Here is a 25,187-nt window from a genome sequence, read left to right as displayed (position 1 = left end):
CACACACCATACTGTTTTTATTTGTCGCAAATCAATGATGAAACTTACAGCGTGTTGCTTTTTTCCTGCTTTTTGACCTGTTGCCAGGCCGATTCCAGTTCATCTAACTGACATTCTTGAATATTTTTTTCATCATTGCGTAATTGAGTTTCAACTTGACGGAAACGTCGTTCGAATTTTTGATTCGCGTTACGCAACGCGGATTCCGCATCCGTGCCTACGTGGCGTGCCAGATTTACCACCGAAAACAATAAATCGCCGATTTCTTCTTCCACCCGCGCGGGGTCTACCGGCGTGATTGCCAGTTCTTGCTCAACCTCGGCAATTTCTTCGCGTACTTTATCGAGCACCGGCGCCACCGCATCCCAATCAAACCCCACTCGCGCACAACGTTTTTGCAGTTTGTGTGCGCGCACCAGTGCGGGAAGGCCTAACGTAACGCCGTCTAACACGCTAGTGGGTTGCTCTGACGCCGCTTTGTCGGCACGCTCCTGTGCTTTAATCCCTTCCCAATCCGGGCCGTGCAGCGGCTCACCTTGGCTGTCTTTAGGACCAAAGACATGCGGGTGACGACGGGTGAGTTTGTCACAAATCGCCCCCACGACGGCGTCAAAATCAAAACGATTTTGCTCGTGTCCCAATTGACTGTAGAACACTATTTGAAAGAGTAAATCGCCTAATTCATCTTTTAGGTCCGACCAGTGCTCACGCTCAATGGCATCGGCCACTTCATAGGCTTCTTCGAGCGTGTGAGGCACGATGGAGGCAAAAGTTTGGGCTTTGTCCCAATCGCACCCTTTTTGTGGGTCGCGCAAGGTCGCCATGATAGTCAGTAAATCGTCAATCGACGCCATACTTCGTTATCCTTAAAAAAACGCCCTGTCGATAACAGGGCGTGATGTTTATCTGAGTCGTTTGGCTTCTACCACATCCTTGACCTGCTCCAACCGATTCACAATTCGGCTAAGCGTGTCGAGATCGGAAATCTCTAAATCAAAGTCCATGATAGACATCTGCTTTTTGTAATCGACGCGGCTTTGCATGCCCGCAACGCGGACTTTTTCATTGCTGAGCACGGTATTAATGTCTTTGACTAATCCGGTCCGTTCATTGGCGGATAAGCGAATGCGCACATGGTATTGCCCGACATGCCCTTTGCCCCAGACGGTGGCGATGATTCGCTCCGGCGCATGGTGACGAAGTTCGTTGAGTTGCTCACAATCCGCACGGTGTACTGAAATACCGCGTCCTTGGGTCACAAAGCCCATAATGTCATCACCCGGCAGCGGCTGACAGCAACGCGCGAGGTGGGTCATCAGGTTATCAACCCCTTCAACCACCACCGCATCACGATGGGTTTTTCCACCTACGGTTTTTTGTTCACTTTGTTGAAGTTTTTCCAGCAACTGTTGCTCTTCTTCTTCCAAGCTTGGCTTGTTGATCAGGCTGTTAATGTGATTAACCACCTGATTGATGCGCAGATCGCCACTTCCGACCCCCGCATACAGCTCTTCCAGTGAATTCACATTGAAGCGCTTGAGCGCCAAACTCGCATCTTTACTGGCACCGCCAATTTTTTGTAGTTCGGTATCGAGAATTTCTTTACCCGCGGCAATGTTTTTATCTCTGTCTTGTTTGCGGAACCAAGCGTTGATTTTTGCCCGCGCTCGGCTCGAATTCACAAAGCCTAAGCTTGGATTCAGCCAGTCACGTGAGGGGTTGGGCTCTTTTTGGGTGATAATTTCAACCTGATCCCCCATCTGTAAGTGATAGGTGAAAGGCACAATGCGTCCTTCTACCTTGGCACCAATGCAACGATGGCCGACTTCAGAGTGAATGTGGTAGGCAAAGTCGAGCGGCGTCGCACCGCTTGGCAAGTCGACCACATCACCACGCGGTGTAAAGGCATACACGCGATCATCAAAGACTTGGCTGCGCAACTCATCCAGCATTTCGCCTGAGTCTGACATCTCTTCTTGCCACGCCAAGAGTTTTCGCAGCCAGGTAATTTTCTCATCGTAGCCACTGCGTCCACTGGCTGAGCCTTCTTTATACTTCCAGTGCGCCGCCACCCCAAGCTCCGCATCATCATGCATTTGACGGGTGCGAATTTGAATTTCGACCGGTTTGCCTTCCGGCCCCAACACGACGGTGTGAATTGACTGATAACCGTTGGGTTTGGGGTTGGCGACGTAATCATCGAACTCTTTCGGTAAGTGACGATATTTGGTGTGCACCGCGCCCAATGCGGCGTAACAGTCTTGTAGCTCTTCGGCGATAATGCGCACCGCTCGTACATCAAATAGCTCATCAAACTGCAGATTTTTTTTCTGCATTTTGCGCCAAATACTGTAGATATGCTTGGGACGGCCATACACTTGCGCGTTGATATGAGAAGCTTCCATCGCCTGCTGCAGATCAGTGACAAACGCGGTAATGTAGTTTTCGCGATCGATGCGCCGTTCAGCCAGTTGCTTCGCGATTTGTTTATAGGTCTGCGCGTGCTGGTAGCGGAAGGCGTAGTCTTCGATTTCCCATTTTAACTGACCAATACCGAGACGGTTGGCCAAGGGTGCATAGATGTTGGCACTCTCTTTCGCCGCCTGCAGACGCACCTCTTCCGGTGCATCTTTAACTTCACGCAGATAGCAAATACGTTCCGCCAGCTTGATCACCACGCAACGGAAATCTTCGACCATAGACAGCAACATGCGGCGAACATTATCCACCTGCGCGGAGGTCGCTTCGGCATCGGTTTGGGTATTCAAATGACGGATGGCGGCGGTTTGCTGCACGCCCTCAATCAGTTTGACAATCGCGGGCGAATAGCGCTCTTCCAAGGTATCGAGCGCCAGCAATTTGACTTCCACCACCGGGAAGAAGAGCGCGGCGAGGAGCGTGTCGGCGTCCATACTCAGGGTCACCAAGATTTCAATCATCTCTCGGCCACGCCACAGCGGTTGGCTCAGCGCCGTTTCATCCCCTAACGTACGACAATAATTGTACCCATCCAGCAGGGCTTGAGCGGTTGAGGCGTCTTGTCCTAACCGCGCAATCCAAGTTTGAAGATCAAAGGCTTCATCTTCATGCAGATGGGCTTCTCGTACCGCAACCATAACTGTTCCTATCCTTATCTTTCGCCTCAGCGAAAGAGGCATATCCATGTTTAACCGCGTGGCTTCAGATCGAACACATCATTGACGACACCTAGCGTCGAAATAGTGCCATGGATTCCAAATGCCCTGTTTGCGGAAACATATCAAGCATACTCAAGCGAGTTAATTGGTAACCCTGTGCCAACAACACGCGACTATCCCGCGCCAGCGTCGCTGGGTTGCAGGACACATATACAATGTGTGTAGCGCTAGATTGTGCCACAAAGTCCATCACTCCGGCAGCCCCTGCTCGGGCAGGATCGAGCAGGATTTTATCAAATGCGTGCTGTGTCCAGTCCCCATTCAGCGTCTCACCATTGAGATCTGCTTGGTAAAACTGCGCATTGCTTACTTGGTTGGCCTTCGCATTATCCTGAGCTTGCGACACCATCGCCTCAACCCCTTCTACACCAATCACGGTTTTCGCCTGTTTCGCCATGGGGATGCTGAAGTTGCCAAGACCACAAAACAGATCCAACACCACATCGGTTGACGCAAGCTCTAGCCAATTCAGTGCTTGGGCAACCATCTGTTGGTTCACCGCCGCGTTGACTTGAATAAAGTCGCCAGGCTGAAAATAGAGGCGGGTTTGTTGGCTCTCGTAATACGGAGGCTCGCCCACCACTCGCTCAAGCGGCCCATCAGCTTGCTGCCAATACAACATGCAGCCTGTCAGCTCTGCCCATGCTTGAAGCGCTTGCCTATCTTCTGGATGCAACGCCTTAGTGGTGCGCAACGACGCAATACAGCCATTGTCTGCCTCAATCAAATCAACATGGCCGAGGATTCGGCGTCCTCGCAGCCCATCTAAACAAGGCCGCAAGCTGGCAAGCAGCTGATTTAATGGCTCACTGAGAACAGGACAGTGGCCCACATCGACAATGGCATTGCTTTGACGGGCTCGAAACCCCATGGTCAGCGCCCCTTTATTATCGACTTTCAAGCTGATGCGCGCGCGACGACGATACTGCCAAGGGCTATCGATGGCGCCATCCGACAGCTCGACCGTCTCGTCTCCGGCAAATTTTTCAATCAATTCTGTCAGCACTGCGCGCTTGTGTGCCACTTGGCCTGAGTGGCTTAAATGCTGCAAACTACAGCCGCCACATTGCTGATACAAAGGACAAGCCGGCTCAATGCGAGTTTCCGCGCGCTGGTCGAGTTTAATCAGTTTGGCCCGCGCATACTGGCGCTTTTGCTCGGTGAGCTGCACCAGCGCCTGTTCACCGGGCAAGGTACCCGGAACAAAGACTGGTTTTTTCTGCCAATAGCCGACCCCATCACCGTGGTGGTCGAGGCGTTGAATCGCGAGCAACTGATGCTTTTGTTCAACGTTTTTTTTCTTCTGAGGCTTAAAAAAGCGCGCCATGGTGGATTCCAGTGTCAAAGTGCTTGTGGTCGCAAGCGAGTCAAAGAGGTCCTGCCAGTGGGAGTTGTGATAGTTCGCTGACTATTTAGTTATTGAATCATGTACACTGGCAGCTAATTACAGCCATTATTTTCCCATAGTTTATCCAGCATGACCAAATATGGACTCCGCACCCGTGTCTCCGTGTTGACCATTGCGCCTACCTTGATTGTTGGCCTCCTGCTGAGTGCGTTCTTTACCAGCACGCGTTATCAGGACTTGGAACAACAACTTACCATCACAGGGTCTGCCATTATCGAGCCTTTGGCGATTGCCAGTGAGGTTGGATTAAAAAACGATAGCCGCGAAAATGTGCGACGCTTGATTGGCTTTGCGCACCGTCAGCACTCCCAGTTTGTGCGCAGTATTGCGGTGTTCGATCGCCACAACGAATTGTTTGTTACCTCCAACTATCACCGTGATTTGGCGATGCTATCGGTCAATAATGGCCAACCCATCCCGACCCAGTTACAGGTAAGCCAACAGCAAGAGACCCTGATTTTACGGGCGCCTATTCTGGAAATTGGCCGTTTTACGCCTGGGTTAAACGTCGAGCGCCCCTTAGGCTATATTGCGATGGAGCTAGATCTAAGCTCGGTGCGGCTAAAGCAATATCAAGAGATGATCACCGCATTGGTGATGGTCGCACTCGGCGTGATCCTCTCATGCTTCTTTGCATACCGATTGATCTCAGATGTCACCCATCCCATTGCGAATATGGTGAGCTTAGTCGATAGGATCCGTCGCGGGCACTTGGATGTTCGTATTGAAGGTGAGCTGCTGGGTGAGCTCGATACCCTCAAAAATGGCATCAACGCCATGGCCATTTCCCTTTCCGAATATCATCTGGAAATGCAGCAAAGCATTGATCAGGCTACCTGTGACTTGCGCGAAACCCTCGAGCAGCTCGAGATCCAAAACGTTGAATTAGACATTGCCAAAAAGAATGCTCAAGAAGCCGCTCGGGTGAAATCTGAGTTCTTAGCGAATATGTCTCACGAGTTGAGAACGCCTTTGAACGGGGTGATTGGCTTTACCCGTCAGATGTTGAAAACAGAGTTGAGCAGTAGCCAACGCGATTACTTGCTGACCATTGAAAAGTCGGCCAACAACCTGTTGACCATCATCAACGACATTCTCGACTTCTCCAAACTCGAAGCTGGGAAACTGCTGCTGGAAAACATTCCTTTTGACTTCCAAGACATGCTGGATGAAGTCATGCGTCTGCTCGCACCCATGGCGCATGAAAAAGGGCTGGAGCTAACCTTACGTGCCGATGCCCGTATCCCTGCTGGCGCGGTTGGTGACCCGTTACGTATTCAGCAAGTGTTGATCAACTTAATTGGTAATGCTGCCAAATTCACAGAGCGCGGCAATATTGATGTCAGTGTCGATTTAAAACAGCTACATGATGAAACCATGGAGCTGCAGTTTATGGTCAAAGATACCGGCATTGGCATCTCAGAACGCCAGCAAGCCCAGCTTTTCCAAGCCTTCCGTCAGGCCGATGCCAGTATCTCACGCCGTTATGGCGGGACAGGCCTTGGGTTGGTGATCACCCAAAAATTGGTGCAACAGATGGGCGGAGACATCGGCTTTACCAGCCGCCTCCACCAAGGTTCTTCATTCTGGTTTACGTTGAAACTCACGCAGACTGATTTACCCGTCTCGCAGCCAATTGATATCGAGCCGCTGGTTGGCCGTGATCTGGTGATTGTTGAACCCAACCCTCGCACACGGGAAATCCTCCGCCATCGATTAGGGCAAGTGGGGTTAAACATCGATACCGTCGCCGATGTCGAGATGCTCAGCGATCACGCATACACCTTTGCGCTGTTATGTTTTGACGCCGGAAAAATGCCAGAAATCGAAAGCATGAAACAGGCCGTGCTCGCCTGTGAGCAGCGAGCAAACAGTGTGATTGTGTGTCTACCGACCACTGAGCTGGAAGCCTCTGAACACTTATTAAAAGCCGGCGTCAGCGCCTGCATTGCAAAACCTATCCCACAACGCAAGCTCCTTGAGACATTACTAGGCTCGCCCGAGCCTACGCCGCTACCACTGCCGAAACCCTGCAGCCATCAAAAAGCGCCGTACACAGTGATGACCGTCGATGATAACCCCGCCAACTTAAAGCTGATCACCGCTTTGCTGGCCGAACGGGTCGAGAAAGTGGTGACCGCCGAAAATGGGGTTAAAGCCTTAGCACTTGCCCACCAGCAAGCCTTCGACATCATCTTGATGGATATCCAGATGCCAGAAATGGATGGGGTCACGGCCTGTCAGGAAATTCGTAAAGCGGGCATGAATCAGCAAACCCCCATTGTGGCTGTCACCGCCCATGCGATGCCGGGCGAGCGCGAGCGCCTATTGGAAGCGGGCATGGATGACTATCTGACCAAACCGATTGAAGAAGCCATGTTAGAAAGCACCCTCGCACGCTGGCTACGCTTTGACGAGCTTTCCGCCGTGACGGTGAGTGATGTGGAGCCCGCCCCGAAAGCGGTTTGCACCGATCAAAGTGCGCGCCACCTCGACTGGCAACGAGCGTTAAGCCAAGCCGCGGGTAAAGAAGATCTCGCCAAAGAAATGCTAGAGATGCTGATTGCCTCATTTGCTGGTGTCAAAACCATCGTGGAGCACGCATTGGCCGGCACCTGCTCTACCGAGGATTTATGGCAAGCAATTCATAAGTTACATGGCAGCTGTGCATACAGCGGGGTTCCGCAACTCAAAGCGCTGTGTCATGAGCTAGAAACGCAGCTCAAAGCAGGCGCAGATATCGACACCGTCGAGCCAGAGTTATTGGAACTACAAGATGAGATTGCCCATATCGAACAGCTGGCGCCCCAGTATTTGAACGACGACGCGTAAAACACCCTCGGCGGCCTTAAGCCGCCGGTGTGCCTTCAAGGATTACGTGTGCCACCGCATAAGCTTTTTCATCAGAGAGCGTCAGCCAGCAGTGGCTGACACCTCGGGCTATCGCTAGCTGTTGTGCCTTGCCAGACAGGGTCAGCACGGGCTGCCCCGACGGTTGATTGCTCACCGTAAAGTCTTGAAAGCTGACCCCTTGAGCAATCCCGGTTCCTAGTGCTTTCGCGGCAGCTTCTTTCGCGGCAAACCGTTTCGCCAAATAGCGCCCTGGCTGCTGAGTTGCCGCCATTTGCGCCTGCTCTGGCTCAGTCAGAATACGATCCGCAAAACGGGCACTGCGAGACAGCGCCGCCTCAATGCGCGCTATCTCAACAATGTCAGTGCCAACGCCTAAAATGGCCATTAGCGACGCGCAGACTCCATAATCGCTTTCATATCCGCCACTGCTTTTTGCAGGCCATCAAACATGGCGCGGCCAATAATCGCGTGACCAATATTCAGCTCATGCATTTCTGGCATCGCCGCAATCGGCGTGACGTTATGGTAAGTCAGGCCGTGTCCGGCGTTCACTTTAATACCCAGATCCGCCGCGTAGCTGGCAGCAGCAGAAATCTTCTTCAATTCAGCTTGGCGGTCGTTGTCGTTACTGGCATCAGCATAGTGACCCGTATGCAGCTCGATATAAGGCGCACCACACTGGTGAGCGGCATCAATCTGCTCACGGTCAGCATCGATAAATAGCGACACTTTTATGCCCGCCTGAGTCAGGGTTTGTGTTGCCGCTTTTACTTTGTCTAATTGACCGGCGACATCTAACCCTCCCTCCGTGGTCAATTCTTCACGCTTTTCGGGAACTAAGCAGACGAATTCTGGTTGGGTGTCGAGGGCAATTTTCACCATTTCATCGGTCACTGCCATTTCTAAATTCATGCGTGTTTGTAGCGTTTCTTTGAGAATGCGCACATCGCGATCCGTGATATGACGACGATCTTCACGCAAATGGACAGTGATGCCATCCGCCCCGGCACGTTCTGCCATTTCAGCCGCGTGGACAGGATCTGGGTACGCGGTGCCACGCGCATTACGCACGGTGGCAATGTGATCAATATTCACACCCAAGTAAATCTTATTCATGATTATTTCCTTCTAAACAATTCTCTGCTTTTTAGCGGCTTAGGGCCTAAGTATGGCTTAAGCGCAATGCGTGTAAACCGCTTCGCAGCCCGCAATTGGTCGCTGGTGTCAAATTGACGCGTCGCCAGCGCACGCAGATCGTGACCGGTAAACTGCCGCTGTTGGCTTTTCATCAGGGACGCGACAAACCCTTGTTGTTCGCGAAACAGATACGTCATGTTATCGTCAATCGGGTCACCACTGCCAGCGCAATGAAGAAAATCAACCCCATAGCCCAGCGCCTCGAGTAACGCGAGTTCAAAACGGCGCAGTGCCGGCTCGGGGTTGTTATAGCGTGCTAGTTGCGTCAGTGCAGTGACATAATCGAGGAAGACCGTCGGGTACGGCGTTTGCGGCTCAAGGACGCGCATCAAAACTTCGTTGAGATAAAAGCCAGAATAGAGCGCATTTCCAGAAAGTGGTAACGCCAAACCGGTCGCTTCAGCGCTTCGTAAAGTACGCAATTCACCGCGACCGCCCCATTTTAGCAACAACGGGGTGAAAGGTTGTAAGGCGCCTTTGAGTGCAGAGCGCTTACCGCGCGCGCCTTTAGCCAGCAAGCTAACTCGGCCCTCGCCTTCAGAGAACACATCAAGGATCAGGCTGGTTTCGCTATAGGGGCGTGAGTGAAGCACAAAACTGCGTTGAAAGCCGTCCACGCCGCCCCTCCTGTGTATGGCTACCGAGTGGGTAACTTAGAGATCGTCAATGTAGCCCAAGCTGCGCAGTGCACGTTCGTCATCTGCCCAACCGGATTTTACTTTGACCCAAAGCTCGAGGTAGACCTTGCGCTCAAATAGATCTTCCATATCGAGTCGGGCCTCACGGCCGATACGTTTGATTTTCTCGCCGCCTTTACCAATCACCATTTTCTTTTGGCCATGGCGCTCGACCAAAATCAGGCCATTGATATGAAAACCATCCGTCTCTGGATTGTAATCAAAGCGCTCGATTTCGACGGTCACCGAGTAAGGCAACTCTTCACCCGTGAAACGCATTAGCTTTTCACGAATGATTTCTGACGCCATAAAGCGTTGCGAGCGATCTGTCACATACTCTTCAGGGAAGTAGTACTCACACTCAGGTAAGGCATCGCGAACACGCTGCTCGACCACATCGATATTGGTACCGTGTTTCGCGGATACAGGGATCACATCAACAAACTCCATCTTTTCCGACAAGGTTTGTAGGTGCGGGAAGAGTTCGGTCTTTTCACGCACATTATCGACTTTGTTAACCAAGAGTACGGTTGGCAACCCTGAACGCGCCAGCTTGTTCAGAACCATTTCGTCATCTTTGGTCCAGTGGGTACCATCCACCAAGAAAAGAACGAGCTCAACATCGGTCAACGAGCTGTTTGCCGCTCGGTTCATCAGGCGGTTGATCGCGCGCTTTTCTTCAATATGCAGCCCCGGCGTGTCTACATAGACGGCTTGATAGTTATCACGGGTATCTACGCCCATGATACGGTGACGCGTGGTTTGCGGTTTGCGTGACGTAATCGAGAGCTTTTGCCCAACGAGACGATTGAGCAAGGTCGATTTGCCGACGTTTGGACGCCCGACTATGGCGATAAATCCGCAGTGCTGTGCTTGTGTCATTGTGCCAACTTCTGTAATGCTAATTCTGCAGCCGCTTGCTCTGCCTTGCGACGACTGCTGCCTTTACCTATCACAGAACGCTCCAGTCCTGCCACTTGACACTCCACCGTAAACTCTTGGTTGTGTGCCTCGCCACGTACTTTCATTACCGTGTAAGACGGTAGCGGTTTACGCTTGCCTTGTAGGTGCTCTTGCAAGCGGGTTTTGGGATCTTTTTGGCTGACGCCCGGCTCAATGGTATTTAAGCGTTGTTGATACCAATTGAGGATAATGCGCTGCACCGTATCAATATCACTATCCAAAAAGATAGCACCAATCAGCGCTTCTACCGCATCCGCCAAAATTGAGTCTCGGCGGTAGCCGCCACTTTTAAGTTCTCCTGGGCCAAGGCGCAGTACTTCGCCCAGTGAAAACTCACGGCCAATCTCAGCCAAGGTATTGCCACGAACTAAGGTCGCGCGCATACGACTCATATCCCCCTCATCCACTTTAGGAAAACGGTGGTAGAGATCGTCAGCAATCACAAAGCTGAGAATGGAATCTCCCAGAAACTCCAAACGCTCATTGTGGGTGCCATTGGCGCTTCTGTGTGTCAGTGCAAGCTCAAGTAATGCCGCGTTATTGAATTGGTAACCAATCTCACGCTGCAGTTTATCTGTTAGTGTTGTCATCATGTTCCAGAATTAATTAATACCACCAATACGGTTAAAGCGAACGCCTGTCGGCACCCAAGATGGTAGCCAGCTATCACTGTCGCGTTCGAACTCAAAGCTTACCCATATAGCTACCGCCTTACCGACCAAGTTGCGTTCAGGGACAAATCCCCAGAAACGGCTATCGGCACTGTTATCTCGGTTATCCCCCATCATGAAGTAGTGGCCTTCTGGCACCACCCAGCGGTTGACGCCCGGACGAGGCTGATAAGCAGCCACGCGGTCATTGCGGGATGGGTTCACGAGGATCTGGTGTGCTTGCGCGCCCAAGGTTTCTTGCGCCTGAATCAAGTTCACACCGCCTTGGGAAAACTCGCTCGGCTCAATATTATCAATGGGCACAGGCTCGCATTGTGATTGCCCTTTGGGCTGGATACACAGTCGTTTTTCTTTGGTATAGACAATGGTATCGCCGGGCAATCCGATCGTTCGCTTGATGTAATCGATATTCGGTTGTGGTGGATACTTAAAGACCACGATATCACCGCGTTCCGGTTTGCCGGTCTCAACCAGCTCGGTATGAAACGCAGGATCGCGCAGCCCATAGGCAAACTTTTCCACCAAAATAAAATCGCCAACCAGCAAGGTTGGCATCATGGATCCTGATGGAATTTGAAAAGGCTCATAAATAAAGGATCGCAAGACCAATACCACGGCAATGACCGGGAAAATCGATACCGCGTTCTCAATCCAGCTGGGCTGAGGCGTCACCTTGGCGACTTGTTCACTATCGACATCGCTGTCAGACACATTGAGGGCTTTCGCGGCCGCTTGGCGACGTTGCGGCGCCCAACGGTACTTGTCTAACACCCAAATAATGCCGGTGACCACAGTCACCAGCACCAGTATCAAAGAAAATGTATTGGCCATACTTTAATCCGTTATTATTTGTCTTTACCCACGTGCAAAATGGCCAAAAAGGCTTCTTGCGGCAGTTCGACGTTACCGATCTGCTTCATGCGCTTCTTACCTTCTTTTTGTTTTTGCAGTAGTTTTTTCTTACGACTCACGTCACCGCCATAACATTTAGCTGTAACGTTTTTACGTAACTGCTTCACGGTTGAGCGTGCAATGATGTGGTTACCAATCGCCGCCTGAATCGCAATATCAAATTGCTGACGTGGGATGAACTCTTTCATCTTCTCAACCAAATCACGGCCTCGAGGCTGGGCATTATCACGGTGAGTAATAATTGCCAAGGCATCAACACGGTCGCCGTTAAGAAGAATATCTACCCGCACCATGTCTGATACTTCATAGCGCTGGAAGTTGTAATCCAAAGAGGCGTAACCGCGGGACGTCGATTTAATCCGGTCGAAGAAGTCCAAGACCACTTCAGCCATTGGGATATCGTAGGTTAGCGCCACTTGGTTGCCGTGATACACCATATCTACTTGCATGCCGCGCTTCTCCACACATAAGGAGATGACGTTACCGACAAACTCACTTGGCACCAAGATGTTACAACGGGCAATCGGCTCACCGATGGTGTCGATATCGTTGATCGGCGGCAACTTCGCAGGGCTATCCACGTACACCACTTCTCCGTCGTTTTGTGTCACTTCGTACACAACCGTCGGGGCGGTAGTAATCAGGTCGAGGTTGTATTCACGCTCAAGACGCTCTTGGATGATTTCCATATGGAGCATGCCAAGGAAACCACAGCGAAAACCAAAGCCCAGTGCCGCTGAGCTTTCTGGCTCATAAAACAGTGAGGCGTCGTTTAAGCTCAGTTTACCTAGCGCATCGCGGAAGTTTTCATAATCATCCGAGGAGATCGGGAACAAACCGGCATACACCTGTGGCTTGACCTTTTGGAAACCTTCAATGCGCTTTTCACAGCCATTTTTTGCATGGGTAATGGTGTCACCCACTGGGGCGCCAAGAATGTCTTTAATGCCACAGATCACCCAGCCCACTTCACCCGTTTTCAGCCCTTGGAGCTCTTTGCGTTTCGGCGTGAAAATGCCGATGCTATCAATGTTCCACTCTTGGCCGGTGCTCATGATTTTGACTTTATCGCCTTTTTTGAGCTCACCTTCACGGATACGCACCAATGACACCACCCCTAGGTAGTTGTCAAACCAAGAGTCAATGATCAGGGCTTGCGTGGGAGCATTCGGATCGCCTTCTGGTGGCGGGATAAGACGTACAATATCTTCCAGTACATCATCCACGCCCACGCCGGTTTTCGCCGAACAGCGGGTAGCATCAATGGCTTCAATACCCACGATGTCTTCAATTTCTTGCGCGACGCGATCAGGGTCGGCAGCCGGAAGGTCGATTTTGTTCAGAACAGGCACGACTTCCAAGTCCATTTCAATCGCGGTGTAGCAGTTTGCTAGGGTCTGAGCTTCCACGCCCTGTCCAGCATCTACCACCAGCAAAGCACCTTCACACGCTTTCAGTGAGCGTGACACCTCATAAGAGAAGTCGACGTGTCCTGGCGTATCGATGAAGTTAAGCTGATACTCATTGCCGTCTTTGGCTTTATAGTTCAGTGTCACACTCTGTGCTTTGATGGTGATACCGCGCTCGCGCTCTAAGTCCATAGAGTCGAGGACCTGAGAAGCCATTTCCCGGTCAGTAAGGCCCCCACATACTTGAATGAGTCGATCGGAAAGGGTCGACTTACCGTGGTCAATGTGGGCGATGATCGAAAAGTTACGAATATGCTTCATGTGTTAGTGTGACTTACTCGTTATCTATAAGAATGGGATCCTAGGATCAGGTGGGGCGGATTCTACCGAAAATAGTGGCTAGTCGCTATCCTGACGTGCTGCATTTATCACCGCGAGCTCGGAAACTGGCTCTCCCATCACGCGTAATAACTGGGGCTGCTGTTGCTCAGGCGTCCCTACCCGTGCCGCAAAATAGCGCGCAATCAGTACACCGAGTGTGCCAAAACCAACACTGGTGGCAATCACACCAGCCTCGCCGCCACTGGCAAGCTCGGTAAACACAAACTGACCAAGCAGTGCGCCTACCATCAACATCACTAGCGGCACCAGATACACAATCAACGCGGAACGCACCAAGGTGGCTTCCGCGAGACCAATTTCAACCAAGGTCCCGACCGGTAATGCTTTGGGGGCACGCACTTTGACATGATTAACCTTACCGGGCAACGCTTTAGACACGATACCGGTGCCACACTGACTTTGTGATTGGCAACTGCCACAGCTGGTTTGTTGCTGACACGCCAGTGCCAGCCAGCCATCTTGATATCCAGTCACTTCCGCGAGCGCTTTAATCATTGTTCAACCTGTTGCGATGCTTTTTCTCCATTATCGGTGATACGCACCGAATTAGCGACACGTTTAGCGGTTTCAGGCGGAATATCACCCACCACGGTAATCTCTGCGTTTCCGCTAATCACACTGTGCAACGTCCGGCGCCCCTGACGAACAATTTGCTCGCGTACCGAGACATCGTCCGCTTTGGCCAAATAAACCGAAAAACTGAACAGGCCGTCGCTAAACATTTGGCTCTCAACCGCACGCTTGGTCATCATTAAGCGATGGCGATTGCTGTACACAGGCTCAAAACCATCCGGCAATTGGGTGACTTGCCAATCTAATGATGAGTGGTTAGTGGCAGGCAGTTTGAGTACAGGTGGGAGCGTGAGTTCTGCCAGTTGCTGCATTGCTTCGCTAATGCGCGGCGTGACCACGAGCGACAATGCGCGATATTGCTCCAGCGGGTCACCATCTCGGTCCAATAAATCGGCGCGGACCGGAAGCTTACTCTCTTCATCAATCCACAACAGATACGAGTAACGCTCACCATCTTTTGGGGTAATTCGCACCACTTGGCAAGCCATACCCGCTTCACGAGATTCACCCATTGAGACAAAATCATACTGACGTGCAAGGACATCAATATCGGTTTGAATCAAGGTGGGAAGTGGCGCAACGATATGATCGCTGGCAATGGTAAAGGGGTCATACCCCGGCTCAAAGTAGCTCACTTCATCGCCGCGACGGATCACTTCGCGCGGCGGTCCGCTGAGGTACATTAAGTGCCCGAATGCATGCTCACCCACGCGCGCATGACGAAAGCGCATCGGCTCTAAACTATTTTTGCCGACCATGATGTAGGACACTTCATAGTCTAATGTGTCGCTTGCGACGTCCATTTGATGTAACAAAGCCTCGGCAGAAGGTTCGGCCGAGGCTTGCGCAGACATCAAACCGACCAGCGCAAGCGCACCGATCAGAGTTTTTTTCATTGATTTGTACTGCTCATCGACGGTGCCAGTGTCTGATTCTCAGACAGCCTATCTTTATTCAAACGAAGCTGCAATTCGTAGTCTTTCAACATCGCATTAATCCGGCGACGTTGCTCCATCAACTGCGCTTCAGTGGGCGTTGAGCGAAAATCGTCTCGGCTCAGGCTCACCGGTTCTGCGGCACCCGAAAAAGGAATGGTTTCTAGTACCGGTGGCTGCGTGGCGGTACTCGCTACCGGTGATGTACTCTCCGGCTGGTTATACTGCTGCACACCGACAATCACGGCCAATGACACACAGGCGGCCATCCCCACTTGCGTGACTTGTTGAAGCCAGTTGGGCAAGTGACGACGGGCTTTTTCTGGCGTCGGCTGCGCTTCATGCATAGGTACCACATCACTGTCGTGATGATGAACAGGGGTATGCGCTGGCTCCTTGTCTAACGCAGACGCCACCGCCCCAGCAATGTCCCACTGTGCGGCACTTGGGGTTTCGCCTCGCATTACGTCACGGAGGGTCCCGAAACTTTCCCATGTTTGCAGCGCGTCATTATCGTGCTCGAGTTGGTGGATCACTGCGTTATCCACGACCTCACCATCTAACAACGCTGAAATTTGTTCTCTATCCGTCATTCATGTCACCGTCATGCAGCCAGCAAAACACGTTACCGTTTCATCAGTGGTCGGATGCGCTTCTCCACCGCTTCTCGAGCGCGGAAAATACGAGACCGTACCGTACCGACTGGACAATCCATTACCTGTGCAATTTCTTCGTAGCTGAGTCCATCGAGCTCACGCAACGTAATTGCGGTTTTTAAGTCATCAGGCAGTGATTCGATCGTCGAAAAAACTACCTGCTTCAGTTCCTCTGACAACATCAAGTTCTCAGGGTTCGAAATTTCTTTTAGTGAGCCGCCGCTTTCAAAATTCTCTGCGTCTTCTGCGTCTATATCACTGCCGGGTGGACGACGCCCTTGCGCCACCAAATGGTTCTTTGCTGTGTTCACCGCAATGCGATACAGCCAAGTATAAAACGCACTCTCACCACGAAACCCCGGTAAGGCACGATAGGCTTTAATGAACGCCTCTTGTGCGATGTCCGGAATATCGCCACTGTGTGTTCCCACGTAGCGGGCAATAAGGTTGCACACCTTATTTTGATATTTGACGACTAACAGGTTGAATGCTTGCTTGTCACCATTCTGTACACGTTCTATTAGAACCTGATCGGTTAGCTGCTCGCTCATTCGAGCGTTTACTCCTTGGTTGTTCTTTCCGCCCGATTATCGAAATTCTGTGCCCGACGTTGTCAGAACGCGGTTAAACCCTCTTGCGAGCATTCGCACATACTACGACGAAGTGGCTGGGGAAAAGTTCCTCACCATATTGGTTTTATTTTGGGTGTCATCACATTACTGTGACGGGATGGCTAAATTATGACAACCTAGCCCGCCTATATTGTCGCCCGAAGGATAGCATGGTTGCAAACTTTCCCCCTCCGTTCACTGTGATTTGATCCAAGTGCGCGCAGGCGTGACAAATTGGTGTAACATGGGCCGCGTAGAAAGAGGACCAGGGATCATGACGACCACAACTCAGGAACATCAATGTGATGTGCTGGTTATCGGCAGCGGTGCCGCCGGCCTATCATTGGCGCTACGTTTGGCGCCCACACATAAAGTGATTGTACTTAGCAAAGGCCCATTGAGCGAAGGAGCCACCTTATACGCGCAAGGTGGTATTGCCGCGGTTTTTGATGAGCAGGACTCTGTCGAGTCACACGTTGAAGACACACAAATCGCAGGCGCTGGCATTTGTGATACGCAAGTTGTCGACTTTATCGCTCGAAATGCGAAAGATTGCGTACAATGGCTGATCGATGGCGGCGTGCCTTTCGATCAAGAAGATACTGAGAGTGACACGCCGAAATATCACCTCACCCGCGAAGGTGGACATAGTCACCGCCGCATTCTTCATGCCGCGGATGCCACCGGCATGGCCGTGCAAACCTCACTGCAAGATAATGTACGCAACCACCCCAATATTACCTTGCTCGAACGCCACAATGCGCTCGACATTATTACGCGTAAAAAAATCGGCCTTGGTGGTCCCAATCATGTGTTAGGTGCCTATGTCTGGAACCGCGACCGCGAAGTGGTCGACACGGTACGGACCAATTTTGTAGTGCTGGCGACCGGTGGTGCATCCAAAGTGTATCAGTATACCTCGAACCCAGATGTGTCATCTGGTGATGGCATCGCTATGGCTTGGCGTGCGGGCTGTCGGGTCGCTAATTTGGAATTTAATCAATTCCACCCAACCTGTTTGTATCACCCTGATGCCCGTAACTTTTTGCTTACCGAAGCATTACGTGGTGAAGGCGCTCATCTCAAACGCCCAGACGGGACACGATTCATGTCAGAGTTTGATGCGCGTGGCGAGCTAGCCCCACGTGACGTGGTGGCGCGCGCCATTGACTATGAGATGAAGCGCCTCGGGGCTGATTGCATGTACTTAGATATCAGTCATAAAGATCCTGACTTTATCACCAAGCACTTCCCGACCATTTACGAGAAGCTGCAAACCTATGGGTTTGATCTCACCAAGGACGCGATTCCGATTGTACCGGCCGCTCACTATACCTGTGGCGGTGTGATTGTTGACCAAAACGGCAATACCGATTTACCGGGCCTCTATGCAATCGGCGAAGTGAGCTATACCGGCTTGCACGGCGCCAACCGGATGGCGTCTAATTCGCTTCTGGAGTGTGTGGTCTACGCGTGGTCTGCCGCTGAACATATCAAAGCGCACCAAGATCATGTTGAGCCGCTTGCGCCGCTACCTGCTTGGGATGAGAGCCAAGTAATTTGCTCCGATGAAGAAGTAGTTATCCAGCACAACTGGCACGAGCTGCGTTTGTTCATGTGGGATTATATGGGGATTGTTCGCTCCACCAAGCGTCTGGAGCGCGCACTGCGTCGTATTGAACTGCTCAAGCAAGAAACTCACGAGTACTACGCCAATTTCCGCGTGTCGAATAACTTGCTAGAGCTGCGCAACTTGTTACAAGTGGCGGAACTGATGGTGCGATGTGCCATGCAGCGTAAGGAGAGCCGAGGGCTGCACTACACCATTGATTATCCAGAGCAATTACCCGACTCTGGGCCAACCATTTTGGTGCCCGATCAACCTTGCTAACCATGTGACGGTAATAATAAAGGCCAGCAAACGCTGGCCTTTTCTCATTGAACGAAACAGCACTCAATCTACTGCATTGTTTGCTCAGCTTTTAAACTGACTCACTGCGCGCTCTAGGTTCGCCGCCTCTTCCGCCACCTGATGGGCTGCATCACGGTTTTGCTGAGCGCGGTCGGTACTGGTTTGAGCAATATCCTGAATAGTATGCACGTTTTGGTTCACTTCTTTGGCAACCGAACTTTGCTCTTCAATGGCGGTCGCGATCTGGGTGCTCATGTCCATGATATGTTGCATATCAGCCATGATTTGCGCCAACTCTTGGGAAGCCGCCTCTACTTTAGACACCGACGTTTGCCCATCTTCGCGGCTTTGCTCCATACGCTCCGCGACCGACTGGGTTTGGTCCTGCAACGAACCAATAATACCGGCGATTTCATCGGTCGATTCTCGCGTACGGGTCGCCAGCTGACGTACCTCATCGGCAACCACCGCGAAGCCGCGTCCTTGTTCACCGGCTCGAGCCGCTTCAATCGCCGCATTCAGGGCCAGCAAGTTCGTTTGCTCGGAAATGTCTTTGATGACATCAAGCACCGACCCAATTGTCTCGGACAGTTTACTCAGCTCCAACACTTCGTTGCTGGTATTGCTGAGCGTTTCTGACAAAGTCATGATCATGGTGCGGGTATCATCCACCACTTGCTGGCCATTTTGCGCGCGTCCCAAACTGGTACGGGCGTTTTCGGCGGCTTGATCGGTATTACTGGCAATATCACGAATGGTGCTTTCCATCTCGTTCATCGCGGTTGCTGCGTGGGTAGTTTCATCTAACTGGGTGGTCAGTGCAGAGCTGGTTTGATGACTACGCGATTCGACTTGCTCGGCACTTTGATGCAGCGCTTGCACCGCAGAGCGTACATCCGTCACCATGGTTTGGATGCCAGCCAGCATCTGATTAACATCTTTGGCCATCGCCGCAATTTCATCACGACCCGCCTCATCGGCCCGCAACGTCAAATCTTTTTGTTGCGTGATCTGGCTCATTTTCTCACTAAAGCTATAAATGCGGCGTTGAATCCCTCGATTCATCCACAAAGAAACCACCGTCATTACCAGCGCCAAGAGAATAACAATCGACGCAGTCAGTACCATGGTTTCTCTTTGCGCCTTGGTAATAGCACTTTGGTATGACTCACTTAGGGTTTCAAACATCTCTTCAACTTGGTGGGTCTTGCCACGGATATTGCCCAGCAGGCCTTGGTCATGCGCCAATCCCAGTTGCTCTTTTTGCGTTACCACCGCCTTTACCGTCGTGTGGTGCGCTTGGAATAACGCTAACAAATCGCCTTTTAGGTAGGCAGTCAGCTCGTTCATTTGCCGTTGATATTGCTCGATGTGACTTATATTGCTGCTATTAACGAACAGCTTCGCCTCCGCCACCAACAGTCGGGCGCTGCTTTCCAGCACAATATCGTTTTTGGTCGCCGCAACCAGCTTCTCACTGGCTTGTTGCATATCACCACGCAAACCTTGTCCGGCCTCTAGGCCGAGACGTTGATAGCCCGCGCCAAGGTCACGAAACCCCTGCGCGTAGCCTTGCATCGCTGTCGACACTTGACCAATGATTTGGGTATCGAGGCCAAGCGCTTGGCTTTCCGTGCGCAATTCACCGAGCAGGCTATTGAAGGCATCAACATTATTATCAAATCGGGAGAGATATTTGGGATCCATGCGGGCAAGAAAGTCTTTTTCATTACGTCGCAAATTAAGCAGAATCACTTCAAGGTCAGACACTGTGGTTAACTGACGGTGCATGTTGCCAAGCTTGCTCTCCGCTTTCCATGCCACACCCGCCACGGCCAACAGGGCTACCACCGACATCGCGGTTAGCAGCAATAGTTTTTGCTTTATATTCATAGTCACCCTACAACCAAACTCAGAGTTTCAATAGCCCTACACATTGTGTGCACCTTTTACTATCGGCCAAGTTGGGTAAAAGTAAAGCGACGTAAACACCTCGTCACAATAATGTCACAAACTATCCCCAGTCGCCGTACAGCAGTGACGATAAATTAGACGAAAGTGATAGTCTGGCATCCCGCCTCGCCACAAAAAGATCCGCGACTCCTCTTGTGCATTCTCGAGGACAACCAACCAAGGCGTCGCCCAGACACAGGACATTTTCCCTTTCGGTTGGGTATTCATCTGAACATAAAAATGGCGATCAATGGATAAGGTGCCTTGGCTAGCCAGTAACTGGTGGTAGAACCTTCGACCATCGCGGATCAGGTAAATAATCGCAAGGGCGCGGGCACTCAAAGGAAGGGCAAGGTGAAAAGTGATCAGCCATGCCGCTATCACGCCGAACAGGATCAGGCTAATAGCGACATAGCGAGGACAGCGGAGCTGACTATGTACGAAGCTTGCTTCGGTTATGGGCAACGATCTTATCAACGATAGATTTCATCTTAGGATCGTCAGGTTTACCATGCCCCATCAGCCACGCAAACAAATCAGGGTCATCACTTTCCAAAAATGCGATGAAGTCTTGCTTGTCACTGTCACTCAAGGTGTCATAGCAAGCTTCAAAGAAAGGCATAATGATTACATCAAGCTCCAACATGCCACGGCGGCATGCCCAACGGATCCGTGGTTTATCGTCGGTATTTACCATGTTTACCTCAATCACTGATGTCAGTGGATGCATAGTATCAGCGCCAACGGAGGGCGACTACTTTTCCTCTCAACTCGGCTATGAAGATGAGAGCTATCCCCTGATGTTTATCAATTCAACGTCGCTTGCCATCAATACCCTTACAATACAAAGGCTGACAAGCTGACAACGCACGATTAGTATACGTGTCATACTCTGTGTTTTTCTCAACTGCGAGCGTGATTTCTATGAGCGAATGGTATCAAACAGTCGCCTTTACCCCAGCCGAGCGCAATGCAAATAGCCCACTGCCTGATTTGGCCTTGGTCGCATTAGATAACTGGTCATTGACGCAAGTGAGCGGCGACGACACTCAAAGCTATCTGCAAGGACAATTGACCTGCGATCTGAGCCAACTCGACAAACATCAATCGACCCTCGCGGCTCATTGCGATCCCAAAGGCAAAGTATGGTCGGTATTACGGCTTTTCCATCACGGCGACGGTCTAGCCATGGTGCAGCCAATGTCGATTGCACAAACGCAACTCACTGAGATAAAAAAATACGCCATCTTCTCGAAAATCGACTTTCAGCCTAGTGAAGATGTATTGCTCGGCGTCGTCGGCCAACAAGCAGAACAAGTGATCGAAAAACATTTCGGCGCTCAAGGTGACGTGCGCCACAGCGAGCACGGCACAGCGGTGAGGATCGAGCCAACCCGCTGGTTGCTTGCCATCAGTCCTTCTGCGGCGGACCAACTGGTTGCAGCCTATCAGGAAAGTGCCTTATTGGTTGACAGCACGCTATGGGAGCAATGCGACGTCGATGCTGCCTTGCCGCGCATTGAAGATGCCACCAAAAGCGAGTTTATTCCGCAATCCCTCAATCTGCAGGTACTGAATGCGATCAGCTTTACCAAAGGCTGTTATACCGGTCAGGAAACGGTCGCACGCGCGAAATACCGTGGCATCAATAAACGCGCCATGTATAAATTGGTAGGACAGGCCGATAAGGCCCCTAAGCCGGGAGATAAAGTGGAGCGTGCGGTAGGGGATAATTGGCGAGCAGGCGGCACCGTCATTGCTGGCGCTACCTACTCAGATGGTCATGCAGCCGCCTTAGTGGTTTTACCCAATAACTTGGACGACGACACCGCCTTTCGATTCGCGGATACGCCCGACGCCATTTGGCAGCGCGTCGCACTCCCGTATTCACTCGAAGAGGAAAAATAACCCTTGGTCGCTTCTCCTGCCTCTATGCCACTGCACACCGCCGTCACTGCCACGCTTGATATGGCAGGGGTGGCTTATGAGGTGCTGTGGCAATCGCAAGCTACCCAATCCATCAATGACACAGCGGCAGCGCGCGGGATCTTACCGGCGCGTATGCTAAAAACGCTGCTTTTACGTGATATGGGTAACCAGTACGCATTAGCCTGTGTTCCCGGCGACCGTCAGGTCGATCCACGGCGTGTGCGCGAGCAGTTAGCGTGTCGGCGAATGACACTGGCTGACGCAGATAAGGTACGCGCAATGACAGGATATACGCTTGGCACGGTCGCGCCCTTAGGGTTACCTCGGCCACTGCCAATTGTGTTTGAAGAGCGTATTTTCGACCACGATAGTGTCACGATCAGCAGTGGTGATCCGCACGCTGGGCTGTGGGTGAAAGTGGCGGATCTAGTGACACTGTGCCAGCCGCTACGCGCCGCCATTTGTCGTGACGATACCCCCTAGGAGTCAAAGCTAAGGATGGCGCAAAAACAGTGGCGTAAATACGACCTCAACCTACTCGTAACCTTTATCACCTTAATGGAAACGCGCAGCGTCACCCGCGCAGCTGAACGTTTGGCCTTAGGGCAATCGGCCATGAGCCATAGCCTGTCGCGTTTGCGTGTGATGCTTGATGATCCCTTATTTGAGCGCCGCGGCCATCAAATGGTCCCCACTGCCCGCGCGATAGATATCGCGCCTAAGATTCAGGCATTACTCGATACGCTCGCCAGCGAGGTGTTGGTGCCACCTTACTTTGATCCCCAACACTATGATGGACAAGTGCGCATCGGGCTCACGGACTATGCGGAGCTGATTTTTGCCCCCGCCTTATTTGATAGCTTTACGACTCACCTGCCTCACGCCCAATTGAGCCTTCGCCCTGTCGACAAGAAACGTTGTCAGCAGGCACTTGATGACGATGAGGTCGATGTCGTGATTGGTGTGCTTCCAGAGGGGATGGAAAACATGGCCAGTCAGCTCTTGTATCACGAACAGCACGTCTGTCTGTTTGACCCCAAAAGCACAGGGCTGCAAGCCCCCATTAGTTTGGCCGATTTTGTCGCAACGCCACACGCGCTGGTTTCCACCCAAGGTCAGTTAACGAGCCCTATCGACCAAACCCTGACCAAGTTAGGCTATCACCGTCACGTGGTGATGGGATCGCAGCGATTTCTCACCGTGAGGCAATTGCTAAAACAGCGCCAATTACTTTGCACTGTCCCGGAACTGATGGCACGTATCGATAATTTCGATGATACCGACACCCTTGCTCTGAGTGTACCTCCCATTGATGTGCCAGGGTTTGACATCCATCTGGCATGGCGACAGCAAATCAGTGCTCACCCACGTACTCAGTGGCTCATTGCCCATATCACCGAGACCGTTTTAACCCGAGTCGATGCCCTAAAAGCCAATCCAAGCTACGATGGAAAGGAGTAAGCGATGCCGTTTTTACCTTTAACCGATGTGAACATCAATGACGTTGCTGAACTGGTCCGTGAGACATTTACTCACAGCGAAGGGCCGGATGAGGGGAACTTGATTGGCCAACTGATTCATCAGCTGCACGACACCACACCAGAGGGTGAATGGCTTGGGTTTGTCGCGGTCGATAACTCAGCGCTGGCTGGAGCAGTGTTTTTTTCTCGGTTAAGCTATCCAACCATGCCCGACGCGGCACTGCTTTCGCCGATGGCGGTCCACCCAAGCTATCAAAAACAGGGGCTTGGGCAGTCATTAATTCAGCATGGCCTTACCGCATTAAAAGTGCAGGGCTATCAGTTGGTGATGACCTATGGCGACCCAGCGTTTTATGGCCGCGTAGGATTCACTCCCATTTCTCCAGAGACCATTCAACCACCGCATCATTTGAGCTATCCACATGGGTGGCTGGGGCAATCATTAACCGATGCACCATTAACGGCACTGAGAGGAAAACCCAGTTGCGTACCCGCATTTAACTGCGCTGATTTGTGGTAAAGATCTCAAACTGAGGATGCACACTAACGCTGTCATCCCCTCGCCATAAACCCTTTGCACAATCTGCGCCGTTGTATGTCGCTATTTCTCGACATCACAACTATGGTTACCACCTAGAATAGGGTTACCACGTCAGAGCCACCATGCAAAGTGGTCAGGACTCAAGGTTTATTTCATTATCCAAGAAGGGTTTATGCGCGTTTTTAATCGCTATGTGCCAAGGTTGGTCGCAAAACATGTGGCGCGACTTTTTTCAGGTCGACTTTATATTGCCGGACGAGGACGCTTCGATTTCGAAAACGGTTGGCTAAAAGCGCCTCAAGACGCCACTATCACGCACTATCAAACCGTCAAAGAAGTTAATGCGGTGATACGAGAGACCTATCAGCAAGCGATGTGTGATGAGACTCAGCCTCACACGGTCAATACACGCCGCTGATTCACGTTCAGGACGAGCTTAAATCAACAGGCCCCGCCAAAAGGCAGGGCCTGACGATGACGCAAAGACAGCCAACCTTATTCGTCGTCGTCTTCTTCCCCTAAGGTTTCTTCGTAGCTTTGCGCATCCAAGAGATCATCAATTTCAGACTCATCGGTGGCGCGAATTTGGAATAACCAGCCATCACCATAAGGGTCGCTGTTCACCAATTCCGGAGAACCGTCCAGCTCTTCATTCACCGCAACCACTTCCCCAGAAATAGGCGCATAAATATCAGAGGCGGCTTTGACAGACTCTGCCACGGCACAATCGTCTCCCGCATCAAAACTGTCGCCCTCGTCGGGCAAATCAATAAATACCATATCCCCTAACAGGGCTTGCGCATGATCCGAGATACCAATGGTAAACAAGCCATCGCCTTCTGGGCGCACCCACTCATGCGTTGAAGTAAATTTTAATTCTGATGGGATATCACTCATAGTTTTGTTC

General features: G+C 51.5%; 25 protein-coding genes. 7 read left to right on the top strand and 18 right to left on the bottom strand.

Features of this window, described 5'->3' with window-relative positions; all coding sequences use genetic code 11:
• Nucleotides 1-44: 44 nt before the first annotated feature.
• The 3 genes from mazG to rlmD all read right to left on the bottom strand — a co-directional run bounded on the left by mazG (nucleotide 45) and on the right by rlmD (nucleotide 4,524).
• Nucleotides 45-854 (bottom strand): nucleoside triphosphate pyrophosphohydrolase, encoded by an 810-nt coding sequence (gene mazG, locus N7E60_RS02950; RefSeq protein ID WP_077455266.1) that lies wholly within the window; start codon nucleotides 852-854, stop codon nucleotides 45-47.
• 48 nt (nucleotides 855-902) lie between these two features.
• Complete coding sequence (gene relA, locus N7E60_RS02945; protein WP_269598086.1) at nucleotides 903-3,116, bottom strand: GTP diphosphokinase; 2,214 nt, start codon at nucleotides 3,114-3,116, stop codon at nucleotides 903-905.
• Between the two features lie 91 nt (nucleotides 3,117-3,207).
• Nucleotides 3,208-4,524, bottom strand: coding sequence for a 23S rRNA (uracil(1939)-C(5))-methyltransferase RlmD (gene rlmD / locus N7E60_RS02940; RefSeq protein WP_269598085.1), 1,317 nt, complete (start codon nucleotides 4,522-4,524; stop codon nucleotides 3,208-3,210).
• Nucleotides 4,525-4,674: 150 nt separating this feature from the next.
• Here rlmD and barA point away from each other — a divergent pair, with 150 nt between their 5' ends.
• Complete coding sequence (gene barA, locus N7E60_RS02935) at nucleotides 4,675-7,437, top strand: two-component sensor histidine kinase BarA (protein WP_269598084.1); 2,763 nt, start codon at nucleotides 4,675-4,677, stop codon at nucleotides 7,435-7,437.
• Between the two features lie 16 nt (nucleotides 7,438-7,453).
• Here barA and acpS read toward each other — a convergent pair whose 3' ends face one another.
• From acpS to rpoE, 11 genes are all read right to left on the bottom strand, one after another.
• The gene (gene acpS / locus N7E60_RS02930; RefSeq protein WP_069591308.1) at nucleotides 7,454-7,843 is read right to left on the bottom strand and encodes a holo-ACP synthase; all 390 of its coding nucleotides are present in this window, start codon (nucleotides 7,841-7,843) and stop codon (nucleotides 7,454-7,456) included.
• On the bottom strand, nucleotides 7,843-8,574 hold the full coding sequence (pdxJ, locus tag N7E60_RS02925; RefSeq protein WP_069591306.1) for a pyridoxine 5'-phosphate synthase: 732 nt from the start codon (nucleotides 8,572-8,574) through the stop codon (nucleotides 7,843-7,845). Before pdxJ ends, acpS begins: the two co-directional genes overlap by 1 nt.
• 2 nt (nucleotides 8,575-8,576) lie before the next feature.
• Nucleotides 8,577-9,272: a DNA repair protein RecO gene (gene recO, locus N7E60_RS02920; RefSeq protein WP_269598083.1), complete on the bottom strand. Its 696-nt coding sequence runs from the start codon at nucleotides 9,270-9,272 to the stop codon at nucleotides 8,577-8,579.
• 36 nt (nucleotides 9,273-9,308) lie between these two features.
• Entirely contained in the window at nucleotides 9,309-10,214 is a 906-nt protein-coding gene (gene era, locus N7E60_RS02915; RefSeq protein ID WP_069591303.1) for a GTPase Era, read from the bottom strand.
• A complete protein-coding gene (rnc, locus tag N7E60_RS02910; protein ID WP_069591301.1) occupies nucleotides 10,211-10,885 on the bottom strand; it encodes a ribonuclease III in 675 nt (224 codons plus the stop codon). Before rnc ends, era begins: the two co-directional genes overlap by 4 nt.
• 12 nt (nucleotides 10,886-10,897) lie before the next feature.
• Nucleotides 10,898-11,797 (bottom strand): signal peptidase I, encoded by a 900-nt coding sequence (gene lepB / locus N7E60_RS02905; protein ID WP_269598081.1) that lies wholly within the window; start codon nucleotides 11,795-11,797, stop codon nucleotides 10,898-10,900.
• 14 nt (nucleotides 11,798-11,811) lie between these two features.
• Nucleotides 11,812-13,608 (bottom strand): translation elongation factor 4, encoded by a 1,797-nt coding sequence (gene lepA / locus N7E60_RS02900; protein WP_069591298.1) that lies wholly within the window; start codon nucleotides 13,606-13,608, stop codon nucleotides 11,812-11,814.
• A 78-nt stretch (nucleotides 13,609-13,686) separates the two neighbouring features.
• Entirely contained in the window at nucleotides 13,687-14,184 is a 498-nt protein-coding gene (locus tag N7E60_RS02895) for a SoxR reducing system RseC family protein (RefSeq protein ID WP_269598080.1), read from the bottom strand.
• The gene (rseB, locus tag N7E60_RS02890; protein WP_069591293.1) at nucleotides 14,181-15,158 is read right to left on the bottom strand and encodes a sigma-E factor regulatory protein RseB; all 978 of its coding nucleotides are present in this window, start codon (nucleotides 15,156-15,158) and stop codon (nucleotides 14,181-14,183) included. Before rseB ends, N7E60_RS02895 begins: the two co-directional genes overlap by 4 nt.
• Complete coding sequence (locus N7E60_RS02885; protein WP_077639520.1) at nucleotides 15,155-15,790, bottom strand: RseA family anti-sigma factor; 636 nt, start codon at nucleotides 15,788-15,790, stop codon at nucleotides 15,155-15,157. Before N7E60_RS02885 ends, rseB begins: the two co-directional genes overlap by 4 nt.
• A gap of 32 nt (nucleotides 15,791-15,822) precedes the next feature.
• The gene (rpoE, locus tag N7E60_RS02880; RefSeq protein WP_069591286.1) at nucleotides 15,823-16,404 is read right to left on the bottom strand and encodes an RNA polymerase sigma factor RpoE; all 582 of its coding nucleotides are present in this window, start codon (nucleotides 16,402-16,404) and stop codon (nucleotides 15,823-15,825) included.
• Nucleotides 16,405-16,738: 334 nt separating this feature from the next.
• On the opposite strand from rpoE, the gene nadB reads away from it, so the two are divergent.
• A complete protein-coding gene (nadB, locus tag N7E60_RS02875) occupies nucleotides 16,739-18,355 on the top strand; it encodes an L-aspartate oxidase (protein ID WP_069591283.1) in 1,617 nt (538 codons plus the stop codon).
• An 84-nt stretch (nucleotides 18,356-18,439) separates the two neighbouring features.
• On the opposite strand, the gene N7E60_RS02870 is transcribed toward nadB, so the two are convergent.
• From N7E60_RS02870 to N7E60_RS02860, 3 genes are all read right to left on the bottom strand, one after another.
• Nucleotides 18,440-20,269, bottom strand: coding sequence for a methyl-accepting chemotaxis protein (locus N7E60_RS02870; RefSeq protein ID WP_167314020.1), 1,830 nt, complete (start codon nucleotides 20,267-20,269; stop codon nucleotides 18,440-18,442).
• 114 nt (nucleotides 20,270-20,383) lie between these two features.
• Nucleotides 20,384-20,794, bottom strand: coding sequence for a protein YgfX (locus N7E60_RS02865; protein ID WP_269598079.1), 411 nt, complete (start codon nucleotides 20,792-20,794; stop codon nucleotides 20,384-20,386).
• A complete protein-coding gene (locus N7E60_RS02860; protein WP_069589792.1) occupies nucleotides 20,763-21,026 on the bottom strand; it encodes an FAD assembly factor SdhE in 264 nt (87 codons plus the stop codon). Before N7E60_RS02860 ends, N7E60_RS02865 begins: the two co-directional genes overlap by 32 nt.
• Nucleotides 21,027-21,253: 227 nt before the next feature.
• Here N7E60_RS02860 and ygfZ point away from each other — a divergent pair, with 227 nt between their 5' ends.
• From ygfZ to N7E60_RS02835, 5 genes are all read left to right on the top strand, one after another.
• On the top strand, nucleotides 21,254-22,237 hold the full coding sequence (ygfZ, locus tag N7E60_RS02855; RefSeq protein WP_269598078.1) for a tRNA-modifying protein YgfZ: 984 nt from the start codon (nucleotides 21,254-21,256) through the stop codon (nucleotides 22,235-22,237).
• Between the two features lie 24 nt (nucleotides 22,238-22,261).
• Entirely contained in the window at nucleotides 22,262-22,741 is a 480-nt protein-coding gene (locus N7E60_RS02850) for an aminoacyl-tRNA deacylase (RefSeq protein WP_408642338.1), read from the top strand.
• Between the two features lie 15 nt (nucleotides 22,742-22,756).
• The gene (locus N7E60_RS02845; protein ID WP_069589750.1) at nucleotides 22,757-23,719 is read left to right on the top strand and encodes a LysR family transcriptional regulator; all 963 of its coding nucleotides are present in this window, start codon (nucleotides 22,757-22,759) and stop codon (nucleotides 23,717-23,719) included.
• Nucleotides 23,720-23,722: 3 nt separating this feature from the next.
• Entirely contained in the window at nucleotides 23,723-24,259 is a 537-nt protein-coding gene (locus tag N7E60_RS02840; RefSeq protein ID WP_269598076.1) for a GNAT family N-acetyltransferase, read from the top strand.
• A gap of 193 nt (nucleotides 24,260-24,452) precedes the next feature.
• The gene (locus N7E60_RS02835) at nucleotides 24,453-24,698 is read left to right on the top strand and encodes a DUF1107 domain-containing protein (RefSeq protein WP_069589755.1); all 246 of its coding nucleotides are present in this window, start codon (nucleotides 24,453-24,455) and stop codon (nucleotides 24,696-24,698) included.
• A gap of 77 nt (nucleotides 24,699-24,775) precedes the next feature.
• Here the strand turns inward: N7E60_RS02835 and gcvH are convergent, their stop codons facing one another.
• Nucleotides 24,776-25,177 carry a glycine cleavage system protein GcvH gene (gene gcvH, locus N7E60_RS02830; RefSeq protein ID WP_069589757.1) on the bottom strand — a complete coding sequence of 134 codons (402 nt, stop codon included), beginning with the start codon at nucleotides 25,175-25,177 and terminating at the stop codon, nucleotides 24,776-24,778.
• Nucleotides 25,178-25,187 lie beyond the last annotated feature (10 nt).

The sequence above is a fragment of the Salinivibrio proteolyticus genome (genome assembly GCF_027286365.1).
GTDB lineage: Bacteria > Pseudomonadota > Gammaproteobacteria > Enterobacterales > Vibrionaceae > Salinivibrio > Salinivibrio proteolyticus.
This window is presented reverse-complemented; position numbering and strand designations above follow the sequence as displayed.